This is a genomic window from Patescibacteria group bacterium, from assembly GCA_040387855.1.
In the GTDB taxonomy this organism is placed as follows: Bacteria; Patescibacteriota; Minisyncoccia; order Phycocordibacterales; family JAKAEA01; genus JAZKCY01.
Window position 1 is genome coordinate 574,563 of the sequence record JAZKCY010000001.1, and the last position, 16,707, is coordinate 591,269.

The 16,707-nt window shown below is 35.7% G+C and carries 22 protein-coding genes; 1 reads left to right on the top strand and 21 read right to left on the bottom strand.

All coding sequences use genetic code 11. The features are described 5' to 3' along the window. Nucleotides 1–2: 2 nt before the first annotated feature. From V4519_03200 to V4519_03270, 15 genes are all read right to left on the bottom strand, one after another. A complete protein-coding gene (locus tag V4519_03200) occupies nt 3–566 on the bottom strand; it encodes a VTT domain-containing protein (protein ID MES2436996.1) in 564 nt (187 codons plus the stop codon). Between the two features lie 3 nt (nt 567–569). After that, nucleotides 570–959, bottom strand: coding sequence for a cupredoxin domain-containing protein (locus tag V4519_03205; GenBank protein MES2436997.1), 390 nt, complete (start codon nt 957–959; stop codon nt 570–572). Nucleotides 960–963: 4 nt separating this feature from the next. Beyond that, nucleotides 964–1,983, bottom strand: a complete 1,020-nt coding sequence (locus V4519_03210) for a sulfite exporter TauE/SafE family protein (GenBank protein MES2436998.1) — start codon at nt 1,981–1,983, stop codon at nt 964–966. Nucleotides 1,984–1,987: 4 nt separating this feature from the next. After that, the gene (locus tag V4519_03215; GenBank protein MES2436999.1) at nt 1,988–4,321 is read right to left on the bottom strand and encodes a heavy metal translocating P-type ATPase; all 2,334 of its coding nucleotides are present in this window, start codon (nt 4,319–4,321) and stop codon (nt 1,988–1,990) included. Between the two features lie 5 nt (nt 4,322–4,326). Beyond that, entirely contained in the window at nt 4,327–4,566 is a 240-nt protein-coding gene (locus V4519_03220; protein MES2437000.1) for a hypothetical protein, read from the bottom strand. A 3-nt stretch (nt 4,567–4,569) separates the two neighbouring features. Next, nucleotides 4,570–4,833 (bottom strand): metal-sensitive transcriptional regulator, encoded by a 264-nt coding sequence (locus tag V4519_03225; protein MES2437001.1) that lies wholly within the window; start codon nt 4,831–4,833, stop codon nt 4,570–4,572. 65 nt (nt 4,834–4,898) lie between these two features. Next, a complete protein-coding gene (locus tag V4519_03230; protein MES2437002.1) occupies nt 4,899–6,794 on the bottom strand; it encodes a cation-translocating P-type ATPase in 1,896 nt (631 codons plus the stop codon). 14 nt (nt 6,795–6,808) lie between these two features. After that, nucleotides 6,809–7,930 (bottom strand): rod shape-determining protein RodA, encoded by a 1,122-nt coding sequence (rodA, locus tag V4519_03235; GenBank protein ID MES2437003.1) that lies wholly within the window; start codon nt 7,928–7,930, stop codon nt 6,809–6,811. Between the two features lie 28 nt (nt 7,931–7,958). Beyond that, on the bottom strand, nt 7,959–8,606 hold the full coding sequence (locus V4519_03240; protein MES2437004.1) for a SurA N-terminal domain-containing protein: 648 nt from the start codon (nt 8,604–8,606) through the stop codon (nt 7,959–7,961). Nucleotides 8,607–8,612: 6 nt separating this feature from the next. Next, complete coding sequence (locus V4519_03245) at nt 8,613–9,272, bottom strand: DsbA family protein (protein MES2437005.1); 660 nt, start codon at nt 9,270–9,272, stop codon at nt 8,613–8,615. A 4-nt stretch (nt 9,273–9,276) separates the two neighbouring features. Continuing rightward, nucleotides 9,277–9,693, bottom strand: coding sequence for a disulfide oxidoreductase (locus V4519_03250; GenBank protein ID MES2437006.1), 417 nt, complete (start codon nt 9,691–9,693; stop codon nt 9,277–9,279). Between the two features lie 4 nt (nt 9,694–9,697). Then, a complete protein-coding gene (locus V4519_03255; GenBank protein MES2437007.1) occupies nt 9,698–10,246 on the bottom strand; it encodes a hypothetical protein in 549 nt (182 codons plus the stop codon). 4 nt (nt 10,247–10,250) lie between these two features. Continuing rightward, a complete protein-coding gene (locus V4519_03260; GenBank protein ID MES2437008.1) occupies nt 10,251–10,997 on the bottom strand; it encodes a thioredoxin domain-containing protein in 747 nt (248 codons plus the stop codon). Between the two features lie 495 nt (nt 10,998–11,492). After that, nucleotides 11,493–11,771 (bottom strand): hypothetical protein, encoded by a 279-nt coding sequence (locus tag V4519_03265; protein ID MES2437009.1) that lies wholly within the window; start codon nt 11,769–11,771, stop codon nt 11,493–11,495. Then, nucleotides 11,768–12,394, bottom strand: coding sequence for a class F sortase (locus V4519_03270; GenBank protein MES2437010.1), 627 nt, complete (start codon nt 12,392–12,394; stop codon nt 11,768–11,770). The genes V4519_03265 and V4519_03270 overlap by 4 nt, the downstream gene beginning before the upstream one ends. Nucleotides 12,395–12,722: 328 nt before the next feature. On the opposite strand from V4519_03270, the gene V4519_03275 reads away from it, so the two are divergent. Further along, a complete protein-coding gene (locus tag V4519_03275; protein ID MES2437011.1) occupies nt 12,723–12,998 on the top strand; it encodes a hypothetical protein in 276 nt (91 codons plus the stop codon). A gap of 6 nt (nt 12,999–13,004) precedes the next feature. On the opposite strand, the gene V4519_03280 is transcribed toward V4519_03275, so the two are convergent. From V4519_03280 to V4519_03305, 6 genes are all read right to left on the bottom strand, one after another. After that, nucleotides 13,005–13,637: a histidine phosphatase family protein gene (locus V4519_03280; GenBank protein ID MES2437012.1), complete on the bottom strand. Its 633-nt coding sequence runs from the start codon at nt 13,635–13,637 to the stop codon at nt 13,005–13,007. Next, nucleotides 13,634–14,119 (bottom strand): VOC family protein, encoded by a 486-nt coding sequence (locus V4519_03285; GenBank protein MES2437013.1) that lies wholly within the window; start codon nt 14,117–14,119, stop codon nt 13,634–13,636. The genes V4519_03280 and V4519_03285 overlap by 4 nt, the downstream gene beginning before the upstream one ends. 168 nt (nt 14,120–14,287) lie before the next feature. Continuing rightward, nucleotides 14,288–14,632: a hypothetical protein gene (locus tag V4519_03290; protein MES2437014.1), complete on the bottom strand. Its 345-nt coding sequence runs from the start codon at nt 14,630–14,632 to the stop codon at nt 14,288–14,290. Between the two features lie 65 nt (nt 14,633–14,697). Next, complete coding sequence (locus tag V4519_03295) at nt 14,698–15,417, bottom strand: hypothetical protein (protein ID MES2437015.1); 720 nt, start codon at nt 15,415–15,417, stop codon at nt 14,698–14,700. Further along, the gene (locus tag V4519_03300; protein ID MES2437016.1) at nt 15,404–15,991 is read right to left on the bottom strand and encodes an RNA polymerase sigma factor; all 588 of its coding nucleotides are present in this window, start codon (nt 15,989–15,991) and stop codon (nt 15,404–15,406) included. Before V4519_03300 ends, V4519_03295 begins: the two co-directional genes overlap by 14 nt. A gap of 103 nt (nt 15,992–16,094) precedes the next feature. Next, complete coding sequence (locus V4519_03305) at nt 16,095–16,607, bottom strand: hypothetical protein (GenBank protein MES2437017.1); 513 nt, start codon at nt 16,605–16,607, stop codon at nt 16,095–16,097. Nucleotides 16,608–16,707: the final 100 nt, after the last annotated feature.

Below are 16,707 nucleotides of genomic sequence, written 5' to 3' on the forward strand. Positions count from 1 at the left end.
ATTCATTCTAATTTACTTCTTTTTAGATTTAAATTCAATTTATAAATCATTCGAAGCAAGAAAAATATGATTATGATACCGCCACCAAAGTATATACCCTTACTTATCGATAAACCTCCGAAATAATATATAACAAACATTGTAGGAAATGTTCCTAAAACAGTAGTAAGAAGGTACTTACCTGTACTAATCTTAGTTAAACCAGCAGCATAACTAACATAATCAAATAAAGGATTAAAGAATAATCGTAATCCTACAAGAACCCAAAATTCCTGTTCACCAGAAAGCTTCTTTTCCCATATTTCCAATTTCTCTAAGGACACAAATCTTTTGAGTAGTGGCTTCCGCAAATATCGAGCAATCCAGAAGGCAATCATTGCTCCTAATACAACTCCAATTTCTCCATAAATAAATCCTAAAAACCAAGGAAACGTTGCGATACCAATTAAATCGATCACAATGCCAGGTATAGGAGGAAATATAATTGCAAATGCTCGCACAGCAATAAACACAAAAGGTGCAAGTAATGGATAGTGAATAAGTATATTTGTCAGTGCATCTTTCACAGACTAAATAAAATTTACAGAAAAGTTATACATTCCCATAGAACAAATACCTTGTAGATTAGTTCCTACTTTCTGAGCTGGTACTTCAATATCGGTTACACCAGATTGAGGAAGATTCTTTTGATAACTAATGCTTGGAATTGTAAGGGCTGACGAACAATCAAATGTTCCAGAGGTTTTCATTTTTATTACAGTTGGCATATCTGCTTTAGCAGTTGTTACTTTCGGACTATATCCTCCTTTCACATCTATCTCAATAATCTGTTTTCCATCTACAACAGTTACGTTATTTTTAACTTCTCCTGGATTTGCATCATTTTTACCTTTAACTAAAAATACAGCACCTCCTATTAATACTATTGCAATTAAAATTGATATTATTGTTGATTTCATGTTTTTAGAAGCTAAATAATGCTGGTAATAATCCTACGGCTACTAAACTGTTGTATATGTTAAAGACGGCAAAGAATAGAACTACTAAGCCTGCTGTTTTAAAAAATACACCAGATTGTGCCTTCTTGTGGATGTTTGAAGTACTAAAACTTAATAATGCCAGTACAGGTAGTGTTCCAAGTGCAAATGCTCCCATCGTCATTGCTCCTGCCCAGAAACTACCCGTAGTGAGAGTATAAATCTGCATTGACTGAGTAAAGCCACAAGGCAAAAAGAATGTGACGATACCAATAAGAAGAGGCGTAAGTGTATGATTTATCTTTTTAAGACCCTGAACATGGCTTGAGAAAAAAGCAGGAAGGGTTGGTTGTAGTTTCTTTGCCCAAGGAAATACATCTAGCAGATTGATTCCTAATATTAACATTATTATTCCAACCAGAATCCCAAGTATAAATGTTCCCGTAATTCCCAGTTGAAAAGCTGATCCAATTGCTCCAATTACTCCTCCTAAGATAAAGAATGACACCAATCTTCCTGCATGGAAAATCACTTGAGGACGAACCTTATCTCCCTCTTTAGCAAAGTTAGCCGACATAGAGAGTACCAAGCCACCAACAACTGCCATACAGGTCGAAACTGAGGCAATGAGACCTATTACAAAGGCTGTCCCATATCCAACCTCTGAAGTATTCACGAGATTTACTATGCCTAGTTTCTGAAGAATGATAAACAAAGCAATAAATGCTCCAGCTATTGGAATTGCTATATTGAACTCTTTCCAATTAACGGCTTTTTTCTGTTTCTCAACAGTAACGGTATATCCATGTTTTTGTAGAACACCACTTAGCTGTGAAGCAATTTCTTCTTGGCTCTTATCGCCAAAATCTCCCTCTACTTCAACACTATGTGTACTAAGAGAAGACTTTGCCTTTTTTACTTCAGGAAGATCATGAAGTTCACTTTCTGTAAGAGCTATACAAGCCTTACAGTGCATACCGTTTACATGAAATGTGTAAGTACTCATATTGTTATAGTTGTTTAGCTTTTAATCGTAATGAATTGAACACTACTGATACACTTGAAAATGCCATAGCTAGCCCTGCAAATACTGGGGACAGTAACCAGCCGAAAATAGGAAAGAATAATCCTGCTGCAAGTGGTATTCCAATAATGTTATAGATAAATGCCCAGAAAAGATTTTGTCGTATACCACGCATAGTTAAGCGAGATAATTTTATTGCTTTTACAAGTTTTGAAATATCACCGTGGAGAAGTGTAATACCAGCAGTCTCAATAGCAACATCAGTTCCTGTTCCCATAGCAATACCAACATTAGCCTGAGCTAGTGCTGGGGCATCATTTACTCCATCACCAGCCATAGCCACTATCTGACCTTCTTTTTGAAGATCAATTATTTTCTTGAGTTTATCTTCAGGTGAAACTTCTGCAACTACTTCATCAATACCAACTTCTTTAGCAATAAATTGAGCCGTGTTTTTATTATCACCAGTTAGCATCACAACCTTAATACCAAGTTTATGAAGATTTCTTACAGCTTCAATAGCTTCAGGTTTTACAGCGTCTGCAACCATTACTACACTCAACACTTTGTTTTTAGTAGCAAGAATGACGGGAGTTTTACCCTGAGTAGTTTCCTCCTCAATCAGTTTGCTATCAAACATAAGTTTTAAGTCAGATATGAGTTTTGTGTTTCCAGCATAGTACTCAGTACCCTTTATAGTACCCTTAACACCCTTTCCTTTAATCATTTCAAACCCTTGAACTTCAGATAACTTAATATCTTTTGCTCGTGCATATTCTGCCACAGCATGAGCTATAGGGTGCTCTGATTTATTTTCAAGTGTAGCAAGGATAGAAATAATCTCGTTATCACTTTGAGTTGAACTATTCTTAATGCCTACAAGTTCTGGCTTACCTTTAGTAAGAGTACCTGTTTTATCTAAAACAATAGTATTTACTTTATGGAATTTCTCTAAGGTCTCAGCATCCTTTATGAGTATTCCTTCTCGTGCCCCTTTACCAACACCGACAATAATTGCAGTTGGAGTTGCAAGACCAAGAGCACAAGGACATGCAATAACAAGAATACCCACAAATGAAACTAGACCGTAAGAAAGAGCTTGGGAAAATCCAAAATACTGAGTTCCGACAAGAAGCCATAACCCAAGTGTAATGACAGATAGTACCAAAACAACAGGTACAAAAACACTTGATATTTTATCAGCTAGAGCTTGAATAGGAGCTTTACTACCTTGTGCCTCCTGAACCATTTTTACAATGTTTGCAAGAAGCGTCTCTGATCCCACTTTAGTTGCTTTAAACGTGAATGTTCCTGATGTATTTATAGTTCCAGCAACAACGATATCTCCTGCTTTTTTCTCAACAGGTATTGGCTCGCCCGTAACAAGTGCTTCATCAACAAAAGATGATCCTTCTACTAGTACACCGTCTACAGGAATTTTTCCAGCTGGTTTTATTACTATCACATCACCATGCACAACTTGATCAACAGGTATTTCACTTTCCTTTCCTTCTCTAATTACAAGTGCAGTCTTTGCTTGTAAATTAAGAAGCTTCTCAATAGCATCTCCTGTTTTAAGTTTTGATCGTGCCTCAAGATATTTTCCAAGAGCAATAAAAGTAATAACTACAATTGTTACATCATAGTAAGTGTGTGTAACATCAATAAATGGTGCTAGGCTTTCTTCAAATGCAGTAACAATAAAACTATATAGAAATGCTACTGATGTACCAATTCCAATAAGTGTATCCATATTTGCTTTACCGTATCGGAAAAATGTATACATTCCTTTAAGATATGGCTTCCCAACTATAAAGAGTGTATATGTAGCAAATATAGGTAAAAGGTGGTGGAAGAATTCATACAAAGTATTAGACATAGCTGGAATAACATTGAACTGAGCAAGGATATCCCACGCCATAACTAAGATACTAAAAATAGCGAGAGGTATTACTGAACGTACTTTAGTCTTCATGTCGGCAATTTCTGCAAGCTTTTCTTCCTTAGATTGGTTGATACCTGTATGCATTGAATGGTCTTCTCCACTCATTACTGATCCATCAGCCATTACATGCTTAGTGTGCTTTGAATGATCTTCAACAACTAATGAATATCCAAGGGGTTTAATCTTTTCGGAAAGGGCGTGAGCATTAGTCTTTAAATCATCAATGGCGATCTTTGCAGTCTCAGTACCATAATTCACCTCAGCAGATTTAACACCTTCAGTTTTCTTGAAAGTCTTTTCAATGATAGAAGCACATGAAGCACAATGCATTCCTTTCACTCGATATATTTTAGGCTGTGAGTGTATATGCTCCATAATTTTTATTTACTATGATTAAGACCACCCTTTTTATGAGTATGTACAAAGACTACAGATATAACAGCACCAAATATAATTACATGGGCAATACCTACAAGAACTATTGGTGAGACATAATTTCTTAGAATGAGCATTAAACCACCAATAACTAAACCGAACACTGCAAACTTTGCAATGAGAGCCAAAACAAGGGTTCTTTTCTTGTTAGTTGTATAGCTAGACCATTTTTTAAGATGATGCATATTTTATTTTCGTTTTAGTTTATAGACCTTAAGAACTTCCTCTACTGCCTTTGCTGGTTTTCCTTCTTCAATTTGCTTTACTACACAGTGGGAGAGGTGGTGCTCCATAAGCATATCTTCTACATTAGAAAGGCCCTGCTTAATTGCAGAACTCTGGGTAATAACATCAATACAGTAGCTCCCCTTTTCGATCATCTCTCTTAGTCCACGTGCCTGACCCTCAATTATTTGTAAACGTCGAACGATTTTAGCTTTGTTAACATTCATAGATGAATAATACCCCCTAGGGGGTATATGTCAACTGCATGAGGAAAGGATTATGTTGCGCAGTACTAAGCTGGTTTATAGCTATAAAGTCTTAAGGCATTTAATATTACAAATACAGTCACTCCAACATCAGCGAATATTGCTAAGGCAAGATTGCTGTGTCCTGTGACAGCTAGAACAAGAAACAAAACCTTTGTAGCTACTGCAGCAATAATATTAAATTTAATTATTCTATTCATTTTTCTACTTACAGCGATGATATAAGAAATCAAACTAAGTTTATCGTTCATCAGTGCAATATCAGCATTCTCAATAGCTACATCTGATCCCACAGCTCCCATAGCAATACCCACTGAAGCTTGAGCGAGTGATGGAGCATCGTTTACTCCATCCCCCACCATAGCTACTGATTTATATTTCTCTTCAAGTTTTTTAAGTTCATTTACTTTTTCTTCAGGAAGTAACGATGCATGGATTTCATCAATGCCGACTTGTTGTGCAACATACTGAGCAGAAGAAAGATTATCACCTGTCAAAATCACAGGAATGATATTTAATTGTTTTAATGATTGAATTATTCCAGCTGATTCTGATCGAATTTCATCCGTTACTCCTATAACACCACTAATATCATTACCATCACTTACAACTATTGCTGTCTTGCCTTGAGATTCAAGCGATTGAACATGATTTATAACTTCATCGCTGATTGGATGTTTTTCGTCAGTAAGAAATTTTAAATTTCCTACGGTATGCTCGGCATTTGTACAAACCATACAAGTCCCTTTTACTCCTTTTCCTGCTACAGCTTTGAAGTTACTAAATGCATGTGCATCCAATCCTAATTCTTTTGCCTTTTGGGTAATGCTTCGAGATACTGGATGTTCTGAGAATGCTTCCAGACCCGCTATACAACTCAACACGCCTTCTTGTGTGTGACCCTTAAGTGCAATCACATCTGATACTACAGGTTCACCTATTGTAAGTGTTCGGGTTTTATCAAAAGCAATCGCTTGAATCCTTCCCATTTCCTCAAGAAATTTTCCACCTTTGATAAGAATACCTTTCTTGGTAGCATTGCCTATTGCGGAAAATACTCCAACGGGAGTAGAAATGACCAAAGCACAAGGGCAAGAGATAATAAGAAGTGTGAGAGCTTCAGTAAACCATTTTGTAAAGTCTTGCCCCATCAATACGACAGGAACAAAAAATACCAAAAAGGCTATCAGCATAATCGCTGGGGTGTAGTACTTTGCGAATTTATCTATGAATTGCTGTGACTCTGATTTTTTAGCTGCTGCTTCATAGGTGAGCTTAATGATCTTTGAAAGCGTAGTATCTTTAGCTTCTTTAGTAACCTTTACTTCAAGATATCCTTCACCATTTACACTTCCAGAATAAACAAGATCACCGATAAATTTACTTTTTGGTAATGGCTCACCAGTAATAGATGATTCGTCTAATAATGATTCTCCTGAAATAATTTCTCCATCAAGAGCAATATGATCCCCATGCTTAACTATAAATACATCACCAATCTTTACCTCTTCAATAGCTGTTTTTTCTTCCTTCCCTTTAAGTTGTACTGACTTAGGATTCTTATTTATTAATTCTTGTAGAGCAGATTTACTTTTATCAATTCCAAAGTTCTCTAGTGCTTCACCTAATGAAAAAAGAATCACAATAATTGCAGCTTCAGCAAATTGTTGAAGATAGACTGCACCAAAAACCGCTATAGTCATCAATAAATTGATACTAGAAAACTTAAGTTTAAGGAGGCTTTTTACACCTTTATAGAAAACCTTCCTTCCTATAATTGCAATCAAAATAATAAAAAATGGAATTTCAACTGCATCTGGAAGATATATATCCATAAACGACAGGATCTCAAATGGAATTACCAACACCAAAGCAGATAAAAGGAAGATAAATTTCTTATTTTTTATTATTTCTTTAAACATAGTAGATATACCTATTATATTCCTATAAACTCATTCTTAATAGTATCAACATGCGTAGCCCTACGATACTTACGCATACTCATTAATATTCCTAAAGCAGCAAATTCTGTAACAAGATGTGAACCTCCATAGCTCATAAATGGAATGGTAACTCCTGTAACAGGCAGAAGACCAATGTTCATGCCCACATTAACGGTAAACTGAATCATGAATAAAATTGCAATTCCTAGGGCAAATAATACTTCGAAATTAGAACTACCATACATGGCATTTAATAGGATTCGCCACATTATAATTCCATATAGTGTGAAAAGTATTATTACTCCTATAAATCCCCATTCCTCAGCAAATGCTGCAAAAATAAAGTCTGTTTGATACTCTGGCAAGAAACTAAGTTTTGATTGTGTACCATACCCGATTCCCTTTCCAAGCATTTGTCCTGAACCTACAGCAATAGTTGATTGATATGCATTATAACCAGCACCTCGAATATCAGCCAAAGGAGAAATAAATGAGATGATACGTTGTTTTTGATAATCTTGAAAGACGAATGTCCATAAACCTCCAAACGCAACGGCTCCCATAAGGAAGACCGCTAAAAGATGCTTTTTAGAAATCCCTGACACAAGCACCATTCCAAACCAAATAAAGAAAATAATTATTGCTCCTCCAAAATCTGGTTGAATTACTATAAGCAAAAATACAATTAGTGAATACAGCCCAGATACTAAAATATGCCTTATATTACGTATTTCAACATGTCTACGAGAAAAGTATTTTGATAACAATAGAATGAGAACAATCTTCATTGGATCTGAAGGTTGAATAGAGAATAACCCTACGCTAAACCAACTTTGAGCACCTTTTGCCACAGTTCCTATAGCAAATAATGATAAGAGCACGCAACACGAAAGAAAAAAGATAGTAGTAATTACTCTTGTTCTTTTTAGAAAGCTGAAATCAATCTTACTAAAAATGAGAAATACAATACACGATATTACAATCCAGACAGATTGGCGTGTAAAATAACCACTATCCGTAGAAAATGAATTCATTGTTACTAGACCTGCACCAAGTATAGGTAGAATTGCTAAGAACAGTATCCAATCAATATGTCCCAGAAATCTTTTAATCATTTAAGCAATTGATCAAAATTATTTAGGTTTAGTAGTTAACATAATATTTTATATTTGCATTTGTCTTTAACTGTTCAATCCATTGCTGAGCTACTTGGTTAAATTTTTCCTGCTGAAGTGTCGTCTTTATTTCAGCTTTAATATCTTCTATCTTTTCTCCAGCCTGAGGCTTCACATTATTATCTTTTATATATGCATCAACTTCTTGATCTGAAACCACTGTTTTATCAGCTAAAAGCTTTTCTAGCTTCTTTTGAAAAGATATTTGTTCATTTAATTTTTCTCGGCTTATACCTTGCTGTTGCAAAGCTAAGTCAAGCGTTGTTCCCTGAGCAGTAAGCCCACTTTCAATACTTTTAATTTCTTCGTCCATTTCTTCTTGTGATACTGTAATGCCTTTTTTATCTATTTCATTATCAATAAGCTTTTTAGTGATAAGAGCATCAACTGCTTGCTTTCCACCTTGTTTCTCGAGATCTTTAATAACAGACATTCTACTGATTGGGCTACCATTTACAGTTGCAGCAATGAATACGCCCTTAAAATAGTAGAGTGCAGCAAGAACTATTAATAAAATACAAATAGGTATAGCAGTTTTTAAAGTGAGCCATGATTGCCAACCTTTATTTTGAGAATTTTTAGTAATGTCTTTTGGTGTTTCTTGTTGATTATCCATATAATGTTATTTATTTAATTCACTGTCTATTAACTGCTTTAACTGAGCATAAGTTGGAACTCCTTTAATTATTTTTCCATTCAGATAGAATGTTGGCGTTCCTGTTACCCCTGCTTTTACACCATCATTTTTGTCTCTTGCAATCTTATCTTCATACTTAGTGCTTGCAATCACAGTATTAAAGTTTGTCATATTCAATCCCAATTCCTGGGCGTACTTTCTAAAAAGTTCAGTTTGTGGAGTTTGCTTCTCACCCCATTGTTTCTGATTTTCAAACAATTTGTCATGCATTTCCCAAAACTTACCTTGTTCCCCAGCAGCTTCGGCTGCTTTTGCCGCAAGCACTGAATTTCCATGAAGTGGAAAATTTCTAAATACGAAAGTCATTTTTTCTTTATATTCTTCTTTAATTTTCTTTAGTATGGGATGAGCCGCGCCACAAGATTCACATTCAAAATCAGCAAACTCAACCAGTGTGATTTTTGAACCTGCTACTTCTATTTTTTTACTGTCTTCTCTCACTAATACGGTTTGATCTACTATAGGTTGAGTATCACTTAAGGAATTTTGTGGTGATGTCCCTCTATCACTAAGAAAGATAATTCCAATAAATATAACTAGACATACTCCAATCATTCCCAATACAACTTTAGTTTCTTGTTTCATACTGTTATTTATTATTTTTAATGAATATAACCATACATGCATTTATAACTACAAATGCCACTAATGCTAAAAATGGAATTGTAATAAACCCGAACCATTCAAAGAATTTTGTTGTGCAAGATATACCTGCGACACAAGGGGCAAGATTTTCAGGAATAATTTTCCAATAAAGTAAATTATGGTAAATCGATATACCAAGTCCTACCAAGGACAAAGGTAAAACATAAAGCGCTATATCTTTATTTCTTCTAATTATTCCAACAGCCAGAACTACAACCAAAGGATACATAACAATTCTTTGATACCAACATAGGATACAGGGTGGAAGCTTCATTACTTCGCTGAAGTACAAACTTCCAAGCATGGCAACAATTGCCTGAGCTAATGCTGTATAAAGAATGTTCGTTTGAAGTTTAGTCATCATATTATTTTATTTCGCATACCGCAGGTTGTACTATTGTTTTACTAATAAGATAGATGGATACAACTAACAGACCGATACTTATTAACCCAAACTCACCGCCATTTAATGGTAATAATGCTAGTGCACCTGAAGCTCCAATTACAGACAGAATACTACTTAGGATAAATGTTCCACATGCAGCACAACCTATACCTATAACCCCTGCAAATGTTCCACCAAAGCCTGTAGCAAATACTTTACGATTCAAGGATATTCTCTTTTTTAAAAGAAATAAAACGAATGTAATATTTATTCCAAAGAAGAGAGAGATAATTACTGTATATGCTGCTGAGAATACTGAGAAATTAGTTGTAATACCTCCGAGAAGTCCTTTTACTAAGTTTAACTTCAGATCTATAGGAATACTCATATCTCCAAATACCTGAGAGATTAGTCCGAAGTTTGGAAGAAGAATGACAAAGATTAAAGTTAGAAAGCTTATTACAAGAGTTAGCAGAAAATAGATGGGACTGTACATAACAGACTTTAAAGCTTCCAGTATAACTTTCATACAATTATTTATCCTTTAAGGCAGTTTCAATAAGAGTTTTAACAGCATTATAAGGTTGAGCACCATTTACTGGATATAAAGTTCCTTTCGGTGAAACAACAATTGTCCATGGTGTTCCTCGTGCACCTGATGCAATAGCATCTTTTGAATCATTCTCTACTCTTTGTGCATACTTACCACTTTCTAAACATTGATTAAACTTATTAACATCAAGCCCGACAAACTTAGCAATCTTAGGAAGTTCAGCCAAATCCAAACGATTATTAGCTGGAGTTATTTCATAAATACGATCTATGTATTTCCAAAATGCATCATTACCACCAAGCTCAGCTGCACATTCAGTTGCTTCTGCTTCCTTACGAGCTTTAGGATGAATTTGATCTAAAGGAAAATGTCGATAAACCCATGCAACTTGATTGGTTTTTCCATATTCTTCAAATACCTGCTTCATTGTGGGATGAAACGATTTACAGAAAGGACATTCAGTATCTGAGTATTCAACAATTTTAACTATTGCATTTGGATTACCTCGTATATGATCTTCGGGAGTTACTTGTCGTATACTCTTAACTTTTACTTCTTCTTGCTTAGCAGCTTGAACTGGTGCAGCAAATTCACTTGGACTTTTATCTTTTATTAGAGCACTAGCAACAAGTGATCCTCCTAGGATGATGCTAGCTAAAAGAATCGCAATTGGAAGAAAGATATTTTGACCTCTGGTATTATTTTGAACTGGTTGTGGATTATCCATAATTTATATACTGATAAGTAAAAACTGGCGTATTAGGTACGCTTAAAAAGCTTTGAAGCTGTACATACGTTAGAAAACCTTCGGATTGAGTATCCCTTGAGAAAAAGCGTATTTGAAATAGTTTAAAAATAGATCCCGTTGTCTTACCTTGAAAGAATAGAATTTAAAATTAAGATCATTGTTGTACTTGTCTTGATATTTGAGATAGAGGAATAAAGTCAGAATGGACAATCCAACAACTAGAAGAATTTGTGGAATTATAGATGTAAATAAGTGCTGAAGATGTGAAATATGATCTAAAGGATCCATTTTACATATCGCCAAAGTATCACCGCCACAACCTAGAACTATGTGCTGTGTTGTCATTGGTGCAATACAAATCATAAGTATTGCAAAAACCAGAGTTGAAATAATTGTTACTGCAATTGCCTTTGATATAAGAGATAACATTAATGTGATTTTACTTCAATCTTTAACTATTCGCAAACTCTTGTATTAGTTACTTTTTGGTTTATCGTTAAATTTATCAGTGAAAAACAACATATAGACGATAAATATAAATGCTCCTCCGAATATAGCGTAATGAAACCAATGTTTTTGCAAATGACCAGTATGATTCACTGTGGTGGTAGCTTCAGATGTAGTAGAAATAATCTGAATAGTTGTGCTCGCTGTAGTTATGGATGAATGGTATTCCTCTCCATGTGCCATGCAAACAAAAGGACTAGCTGATATAACTATTACAGCCACAACTAATAGAAGATTTTTTTTCATCTCATAACTTTATCATTTAGCTCAGCAAAGACCACAAAGCGTTTTGTATATGTTTTTTGATCTTTTATCCATGTGCCATCACAGGTGATTAGATTAAGCATAACTTTATCTGAAGACTTAAAAACCTCCTGGGAAGCTGCAGTGTCCATATAGTCATACTGTTTAGTTTGTATAATTTTAAAAAGAAGCTTTTTACCATCCTCATCTTGAACATATATATCATCCCCCACTTGTAGTTCATTTAATTCATAAAATACAGCAGGCAGACCTAAGCCATTATCGAAATGTCCTGCTATCACAGCACTTCCCTTTTGCCCAGGAATTGGACCGTATTTATACCATCCAACATCTTTGAATCCTGCTGGATTTGCCATATTGCCTTTTTGATTTATACCAACATGTTGAACACCAGCATTTAATTCAATTGAAGGTATGATGAGTCTGTATGGGTATGAATGTTTTTCAGTTGATGTAGCAACAACTTCACTTGTTATGAATTTTTCAGGTATTGGCAATTCAGGCTCAGGACGTGCTGCAACAGAATTTTTGTATAGAATAAAAACTATTACAGAAAAAGCAGTGATTGTAATAATTAGTACTAAAATGAACTTTAAAGATTTCATCTAATCTAAGACTATAGACTTACCCTATTCTTGCACTAAGCTCTTGTTCTAAATCATTCTCAGCTTAAATGGGTAATTTTATAGTGTTTTACTAGCATATAAGTCATTATGGGAGATTGATAACTATATTTGGAGTTTGATTTTAAAGTGAAATGGAATACCTTTTAAGCTTTCTGTATGTCGAGTAGTGTTCGCTCCATGCCGATGGATAGTGCCATAGATGGATACTATAGCAGAGAATGAAGGGTTTTCAAATTACTGTTTATCTTTTCTTTATCACAGATATGTATACTTGAAAATATATAAAGTGATATAATTAATTCAACATATGATAACTGAGCAAGATATTACAAAGCTAAAGGATACTTTCGTAACAAAAGATGAGTTTTATAATGAGCTATATCCAATTAAAAATGATATTTCAAATCTCAAAGAGGATATGATCACTGTTAAAGAAAACACTCAACAGATACTTACTATTCTAGACACTATTGTAAAAAAACAAGATGAAGCTGAAATAGTAGCTCTTAAATTCAATCAAGAACGACACGATAGACAGATTAAATATCTTGCTGATAAGACTGGTAATACGCTTCCTGATTAATAACTATTATTTAATCTCTCCTAGATGAGCATGGTCGTTCCAGGTCTGTACTCGGAACACTCCGCTGTCTTCAGTCATATATGTGATGCCAGTATTCTTAGTTACTAGGAAATGATTGAGGCGTTTAAACATTGGCACAGTTAGATCATTGCCAAAGAGCATCACTGCAGCAATCATGCGCAACATATAGCCATGAGTTACAACTAAAATATTTTCTCCCACAACAGTCTTTAAGTATTCAATACATTGTGTGGCTCTGTCTCTCAAATCATGAAAATTTTCTTCATCAGAATGTCGCCATGCTGCATCATGTGCATTATCAGCAATAGCTTTCATAATTGCTTCAACATCAGGATCCTTTTGTGATCGATTGCGCACAATTGATGGACGCATGATTTCTTGAAACAGTTTTGTGTAGATTATTTCTTTACCAAGCTCTTTAGCAATAACTTCTGCAGTCTGAGCCGCGCGAGTCATTTCACTTGAAACAATGGTATCAATTGGAATTGTCTGAAATCGTTTAGCAACAAATTCTGCTTGTTTAATTCCGTTTTCAGATAAAGGTTCAGTTTCAACTTTATATAATTTAGATTCATTACCGGGTGTCGAACCGTGCCGTACAAAGTATATATGTTTCATTTATTTTTTAATTCACTTAATAAATCCTGAATATCCAATCGCTCTGTCACCATTTCAACTTCCCCATCATTTTTTACCTTCCAATCTTTTTTAGGTCTATCACAATAAAGCTCGACTCCAATGCCATCTGGATCTGAAAGATACAGTGCTTCTGATACGCCGTGATCTGCTGCACCGTCGAGTAGATATTGTGCATCTATTAAGCTTTGCAACACTTTTGCAAGTTCTTTTCGCGTTGGATATAAAATTGCAAAGTGATACAACCCTGAGTGACCTTGAGGTGGTGGCGGTGCACCTTCTCCAGCCCAAGTGTTTAAGGCAATGTGATGATGATATCCTCCAGCAGAAAGAAACACAGCTGATGAACCATACCGTGCGGTTATTTCAAAACCCAAAATATCACGATAGAAAACTAGAGACCGCTCAAGATTTGCGACAGTGAGATGAACATGACCGATTTTTACTTCTGGGTGAGCGCTCATAAAATGATTTCACTAAATTATGAGTACTATAGCAATAATGTATTTTATTTGATACTGTAACGGCGATTAGTTGTTTGATGTTATATATCCGGGGTACAAACCACAGGAGTACCAATGATCATCCGAAAGCTTGTACAAGCGGATCTGTCACGAGGCTTCCGCGAGACCTTACGGAATCTGCGGTCCGTTGGCCGGCTCAGCCTGCGCCAGATGGAAGCGATATTCCAGAAGATCGAGCAGGATCCCAACCACTTCATTTTTGTTGCGATTGAGAATGATGAAGTGGTTGGCTCGATCACCATCTGGATCGAACAGAAGTTCATCCGAAAAGGTGGCCGTGTGGGTCACATCGAGGATGTAGCTGTCCGAAAAGGATGGGAGGGACGCAGTATTGGCAGAATGCTCGTAAAGCGTGCTGAGCGTGAAGCACAACGCCGAGGATGCTACAAGAAGATTCTCGACTGCAGTGCGAAGAAAGCTGTCTTCTATAGGAAGTTGGGTTTCAGGGAGCATGAAATCGAGATGAGAAAGGACATCAAAAAGAAGAAGCAAAAACCCAGAGCCTAACCGGCTCTTTTTTATTGCATCAATGGTCGCTCTGCTTTTTTTACATCAAGAGCATTAATAACACCATCAGACATTTCTCCTTGAATGAAGATCCTATCGCCTGGATTTAAATCTGATATATCAAATGCTGGAGGAAGGACAACACTTCGAGATGTTGTAGAAGCATTACGTCGATCATCAATAGTAATATCTAATGTTGAAGTACCAATACTTGTAATAATTCCCCGATAAATGCCTCTACCCATCGGCGGTGGTGGTGGACGTCGAGCTCGATCATATACACCCCCAAACGATTTTGGACCACGTCGCATGACTTCATCGTGCATATGGAGCTTATCTATTACAAATGCGCTTGCTGAGATAAATACTACAGCACCAATAAATAAAAATAGCACTGGAATTTTATACCCAAATCTAAATGAGCGTAATAATTTCTCAAGGATAATAATTAAAAGAATTTCTACAATAAGCCAACTCCATGGAAAGAGATGGAAAAATACTTGTGATCCACTTGGACCAAATCCGATAAGAGACGCTTGGCCACTTACCCTGATAGTAAAGAGAATGAGGCTTGAAAGAAAGAGAGAAAGAAAAACAATAGCTGTAACAGTAACAAACAAAGCAATGAGTTTTAACCGAAAGTATGTCTTTGGTTTTATAGTAATTTCATTCTTTTGGATTTTCTCAAGAATGCTTTTGAATTTGTCGTTATTTTGATTATCCTGTTCCATATGGTTTTTCTATATTCATTCTCTCATAGACCTTTCGCAATGCTTCTTTTCCTCTTTTCACTCTTATTCCTACTGTGCCTGTTGGTATCTGCAAAATATCTGATAGTTCTTTATAGCTCAATTCTTCTAAATAATGAAGAATAATTACTTCTTTATATTTTGGTGACAACTCATCAAGTCCCTGATCTATCATCTTTTTCATCATCTCATGTTCAGTTTCATTGAATGTCTCATCCTCGGGAACGTGGTGAGAAAGAAATGTATCAAAATCAAAGTTTGGAATGAAACTTCTCTGATGCTTCTTCAATCCATTTACAAATGCATTATGTGCAATTCGATATATCCATGAAGAAAACTTTAATCCGGGATCAAAGTTATTTATATTTTGAAATGTACTGATAAATACATCTTGAACTATATCATCTATGTTTTCTTGCTGTGATAAAAACTTTTTTCCATAGCGGGAAAGCTTTTTGTCATAGCGTTGCATAAGCACGCCAAATTTCTCTTTATCCCCTTCTTGGATCAGTGTGGCAACCTGTTCATCAGATAAATGTTCCTGAGACGTATCCATTATTAGGTGATTATACTCTTATTACAAACAAATCAAGGTTTTATTTCACTTCTATCAACCAACAAAAAACCCCTTCTCATAAAAGGGGTTTTTTGTTTTAAGATTATGAGCTTACTGGTCGGGGTCCTTTCATTCCACCATGACCTCCAAAGCCTTTACCTCCTTTTACAAAATGAAGATATTCTTCTGGGATACCATTTGTAGTTGCCCAAGTTGTAAGCGCTGTCTTTCGTTCTTCCATCTTAGCTTTTCGCTGTTCAGCTGTGAGAGACTGATCTGCTGTTCGATCAGCTTCCATTGCCGCTTTTAACTCTGCTGCTTTTGCAGTAATTAAATCAGCTTGTGCTTGAGTAAGTTTTCCATCAGTTACAGCTTGAGTGAGTCGTGCTGCAAATTCTTGCTGCATTTGTGCTTCTCGAGCTGTATGCTGTGCCTCCATCGTTTCATTCAAGACTGTCTGTACCTCAGTGGCATTAAGATTAAACTTTTGAGCAATTGCTGTAGCAAGCGCAGTCATTGGGTTGTCTGTTGTGCTTGATGTTTGAGCGTGAATTGCAGTTGCTCCTGCTAATAGCGCAAAGGCTACCATAGGGATGAGTAATTTTTTGTGACGCATAATGTGAATAGTAAATAAGTAATGAAGAATTAATAAACCATGGTGAGGCGAAAGTTGATTGTTACTTCCCGACCCTCATGTAGTACTACATTCTACCCAC

Bases quoted from the DNA above. Each gene is read 5' to 3' on its own strand.
- V4519_03300 (MES2437016.1), bottom strand. From the start codon at position 15,991: ATGGATACGTCTCAGGAACATTTATCTGATGAACAGGTTGCCACACTG.
- rodA (MES2437003.1), bottom strand. From the start codon at position 7,930: ATGATTAAAAGATTTCTGGGACATATTGATTGGATACTGTTCTTAGCA.
- V4519_03305 (MES2437017.1), bottom strand. From the start codon at position 16,607: ATGCGTCACAAAAAATTACTCATCCCTATGGTAGCCTTTGCGCTATTA.
- V4519_03250 (MES2437006.1), bottom strand. From the start codon at position 9,693: ATGACTAAACTTCAAACGAACATTCTTTATACAGCATTAGCTCAGGCA.
- V4519_03240 (MES2437004.1), bottom strand. From the start codon at position 8,606: ATGGATAATCAACAAGAAACACCAAAAGACATTACTAAAAATTCTCAA.
- V4519_03220 (MES2437000.1), bottom strand. From the start codon at position 4,566: ATGCATCATCTTAAAAAATGGTCTAGCTATACAACTAACAAGAAAAGA.
- V4519_03225 (MES2437001.1), bottom strand. From the start codon at position 4,833: ATGAATGTTAACAAAGCTAAAATCGTTCGACGTTTACAAATAATTGAG.
- V4519_03230 (MES2437002.1), bottom strand. From the start codon at position 6,794: ATGTTTAAAGAAATAATAAAAAATAAGAAATTTATCTTCCTTTTATCT.
- V4519_03245 (MES2437005.1), bottom strand. From the start codon at position 9,272: ATGAAACAAGAAACTAAAGTTGTATTGGGAATGATTGGAGTATGTCTA.
- V4519_03215 (MES2436999.1), bottom strand. From the start codon at position 4,321: ATGGAGCATATACACTCACAGCCTAAAATATATCGAGTGAAAGGAATG.
- V4519_03280 (MES2437012.1), bottom strand. From the start codon at position 13,637: ATGAAACATATATACTTTGTACGGCACGGTTCGACACCCGGTAATGAA.
- V4519_03205 (MES2436997.1), bottom strand. From the start codon at position 959: ATGAAATCAACAATAATATCAATTTTAATTGCAATAGTATTAATAGGA.
- V4519_03210 (MES2436998.1), bottom strand. From the start codon at position 1,983: ATGAGTACTTACACATTTCATGTAAACGGTATGCACTGTAAGGCTTGT.
- V4519_03290 (MES2437014.1), bottom strand. From the start codon at position 14,632: ATGCTCCCTGAAACCCAACTTCCTATAGAAGACAGCTTTCTTCGCACT.
- V4519_03295 (MES2437015.1), bottom strand. From the start codon at position 15,417: ATGGAACAGGATAATCAAAATAACGACAAATTCAAAAGCATTCTTGAG.
- V4519_03270 (MES2437010.1), bottom strand. From the start codon at position 12,394: ATGAAATCTTTAAAGTTCATTTTAGTACTAATTATTACAATCACTGCT.
- V4519_03275 (MES2437011.1), top strand. From the start codon at position 12,723: ATGATAACTGAGCAAGATATTACAAAGCTAAAGGATACTTTCGTAACA.
- V4519_03265 (MES2437009.1), bottom strand. From the start codon at position 11,771: ATGAAAAAAAATCTTCTATTAGTTGTGGCTGTAATAGTTATATCAGCT.
- V4519_03285 (MES2437013.1), bottom strand. From the start codon at position 14,119: ATGAGCGCTCACCCAGAAGTAAAAATCGGTCATGTTCATCTCACTGTC.
- V4519_03255 (MES2437007.1), bottom strand. From the start codon at position 10,246: ATGAAAGTTATACTGGAAGCTTTAAAGTCTGTTATGTACAGTCCCATC.
- V4519_03260 (MES2437008.1), bottom strand. From the start codon at position 10,997: ATGGATAATCCACAACCAGTTCAAAATAATACCAGAGGTCAAAATATC.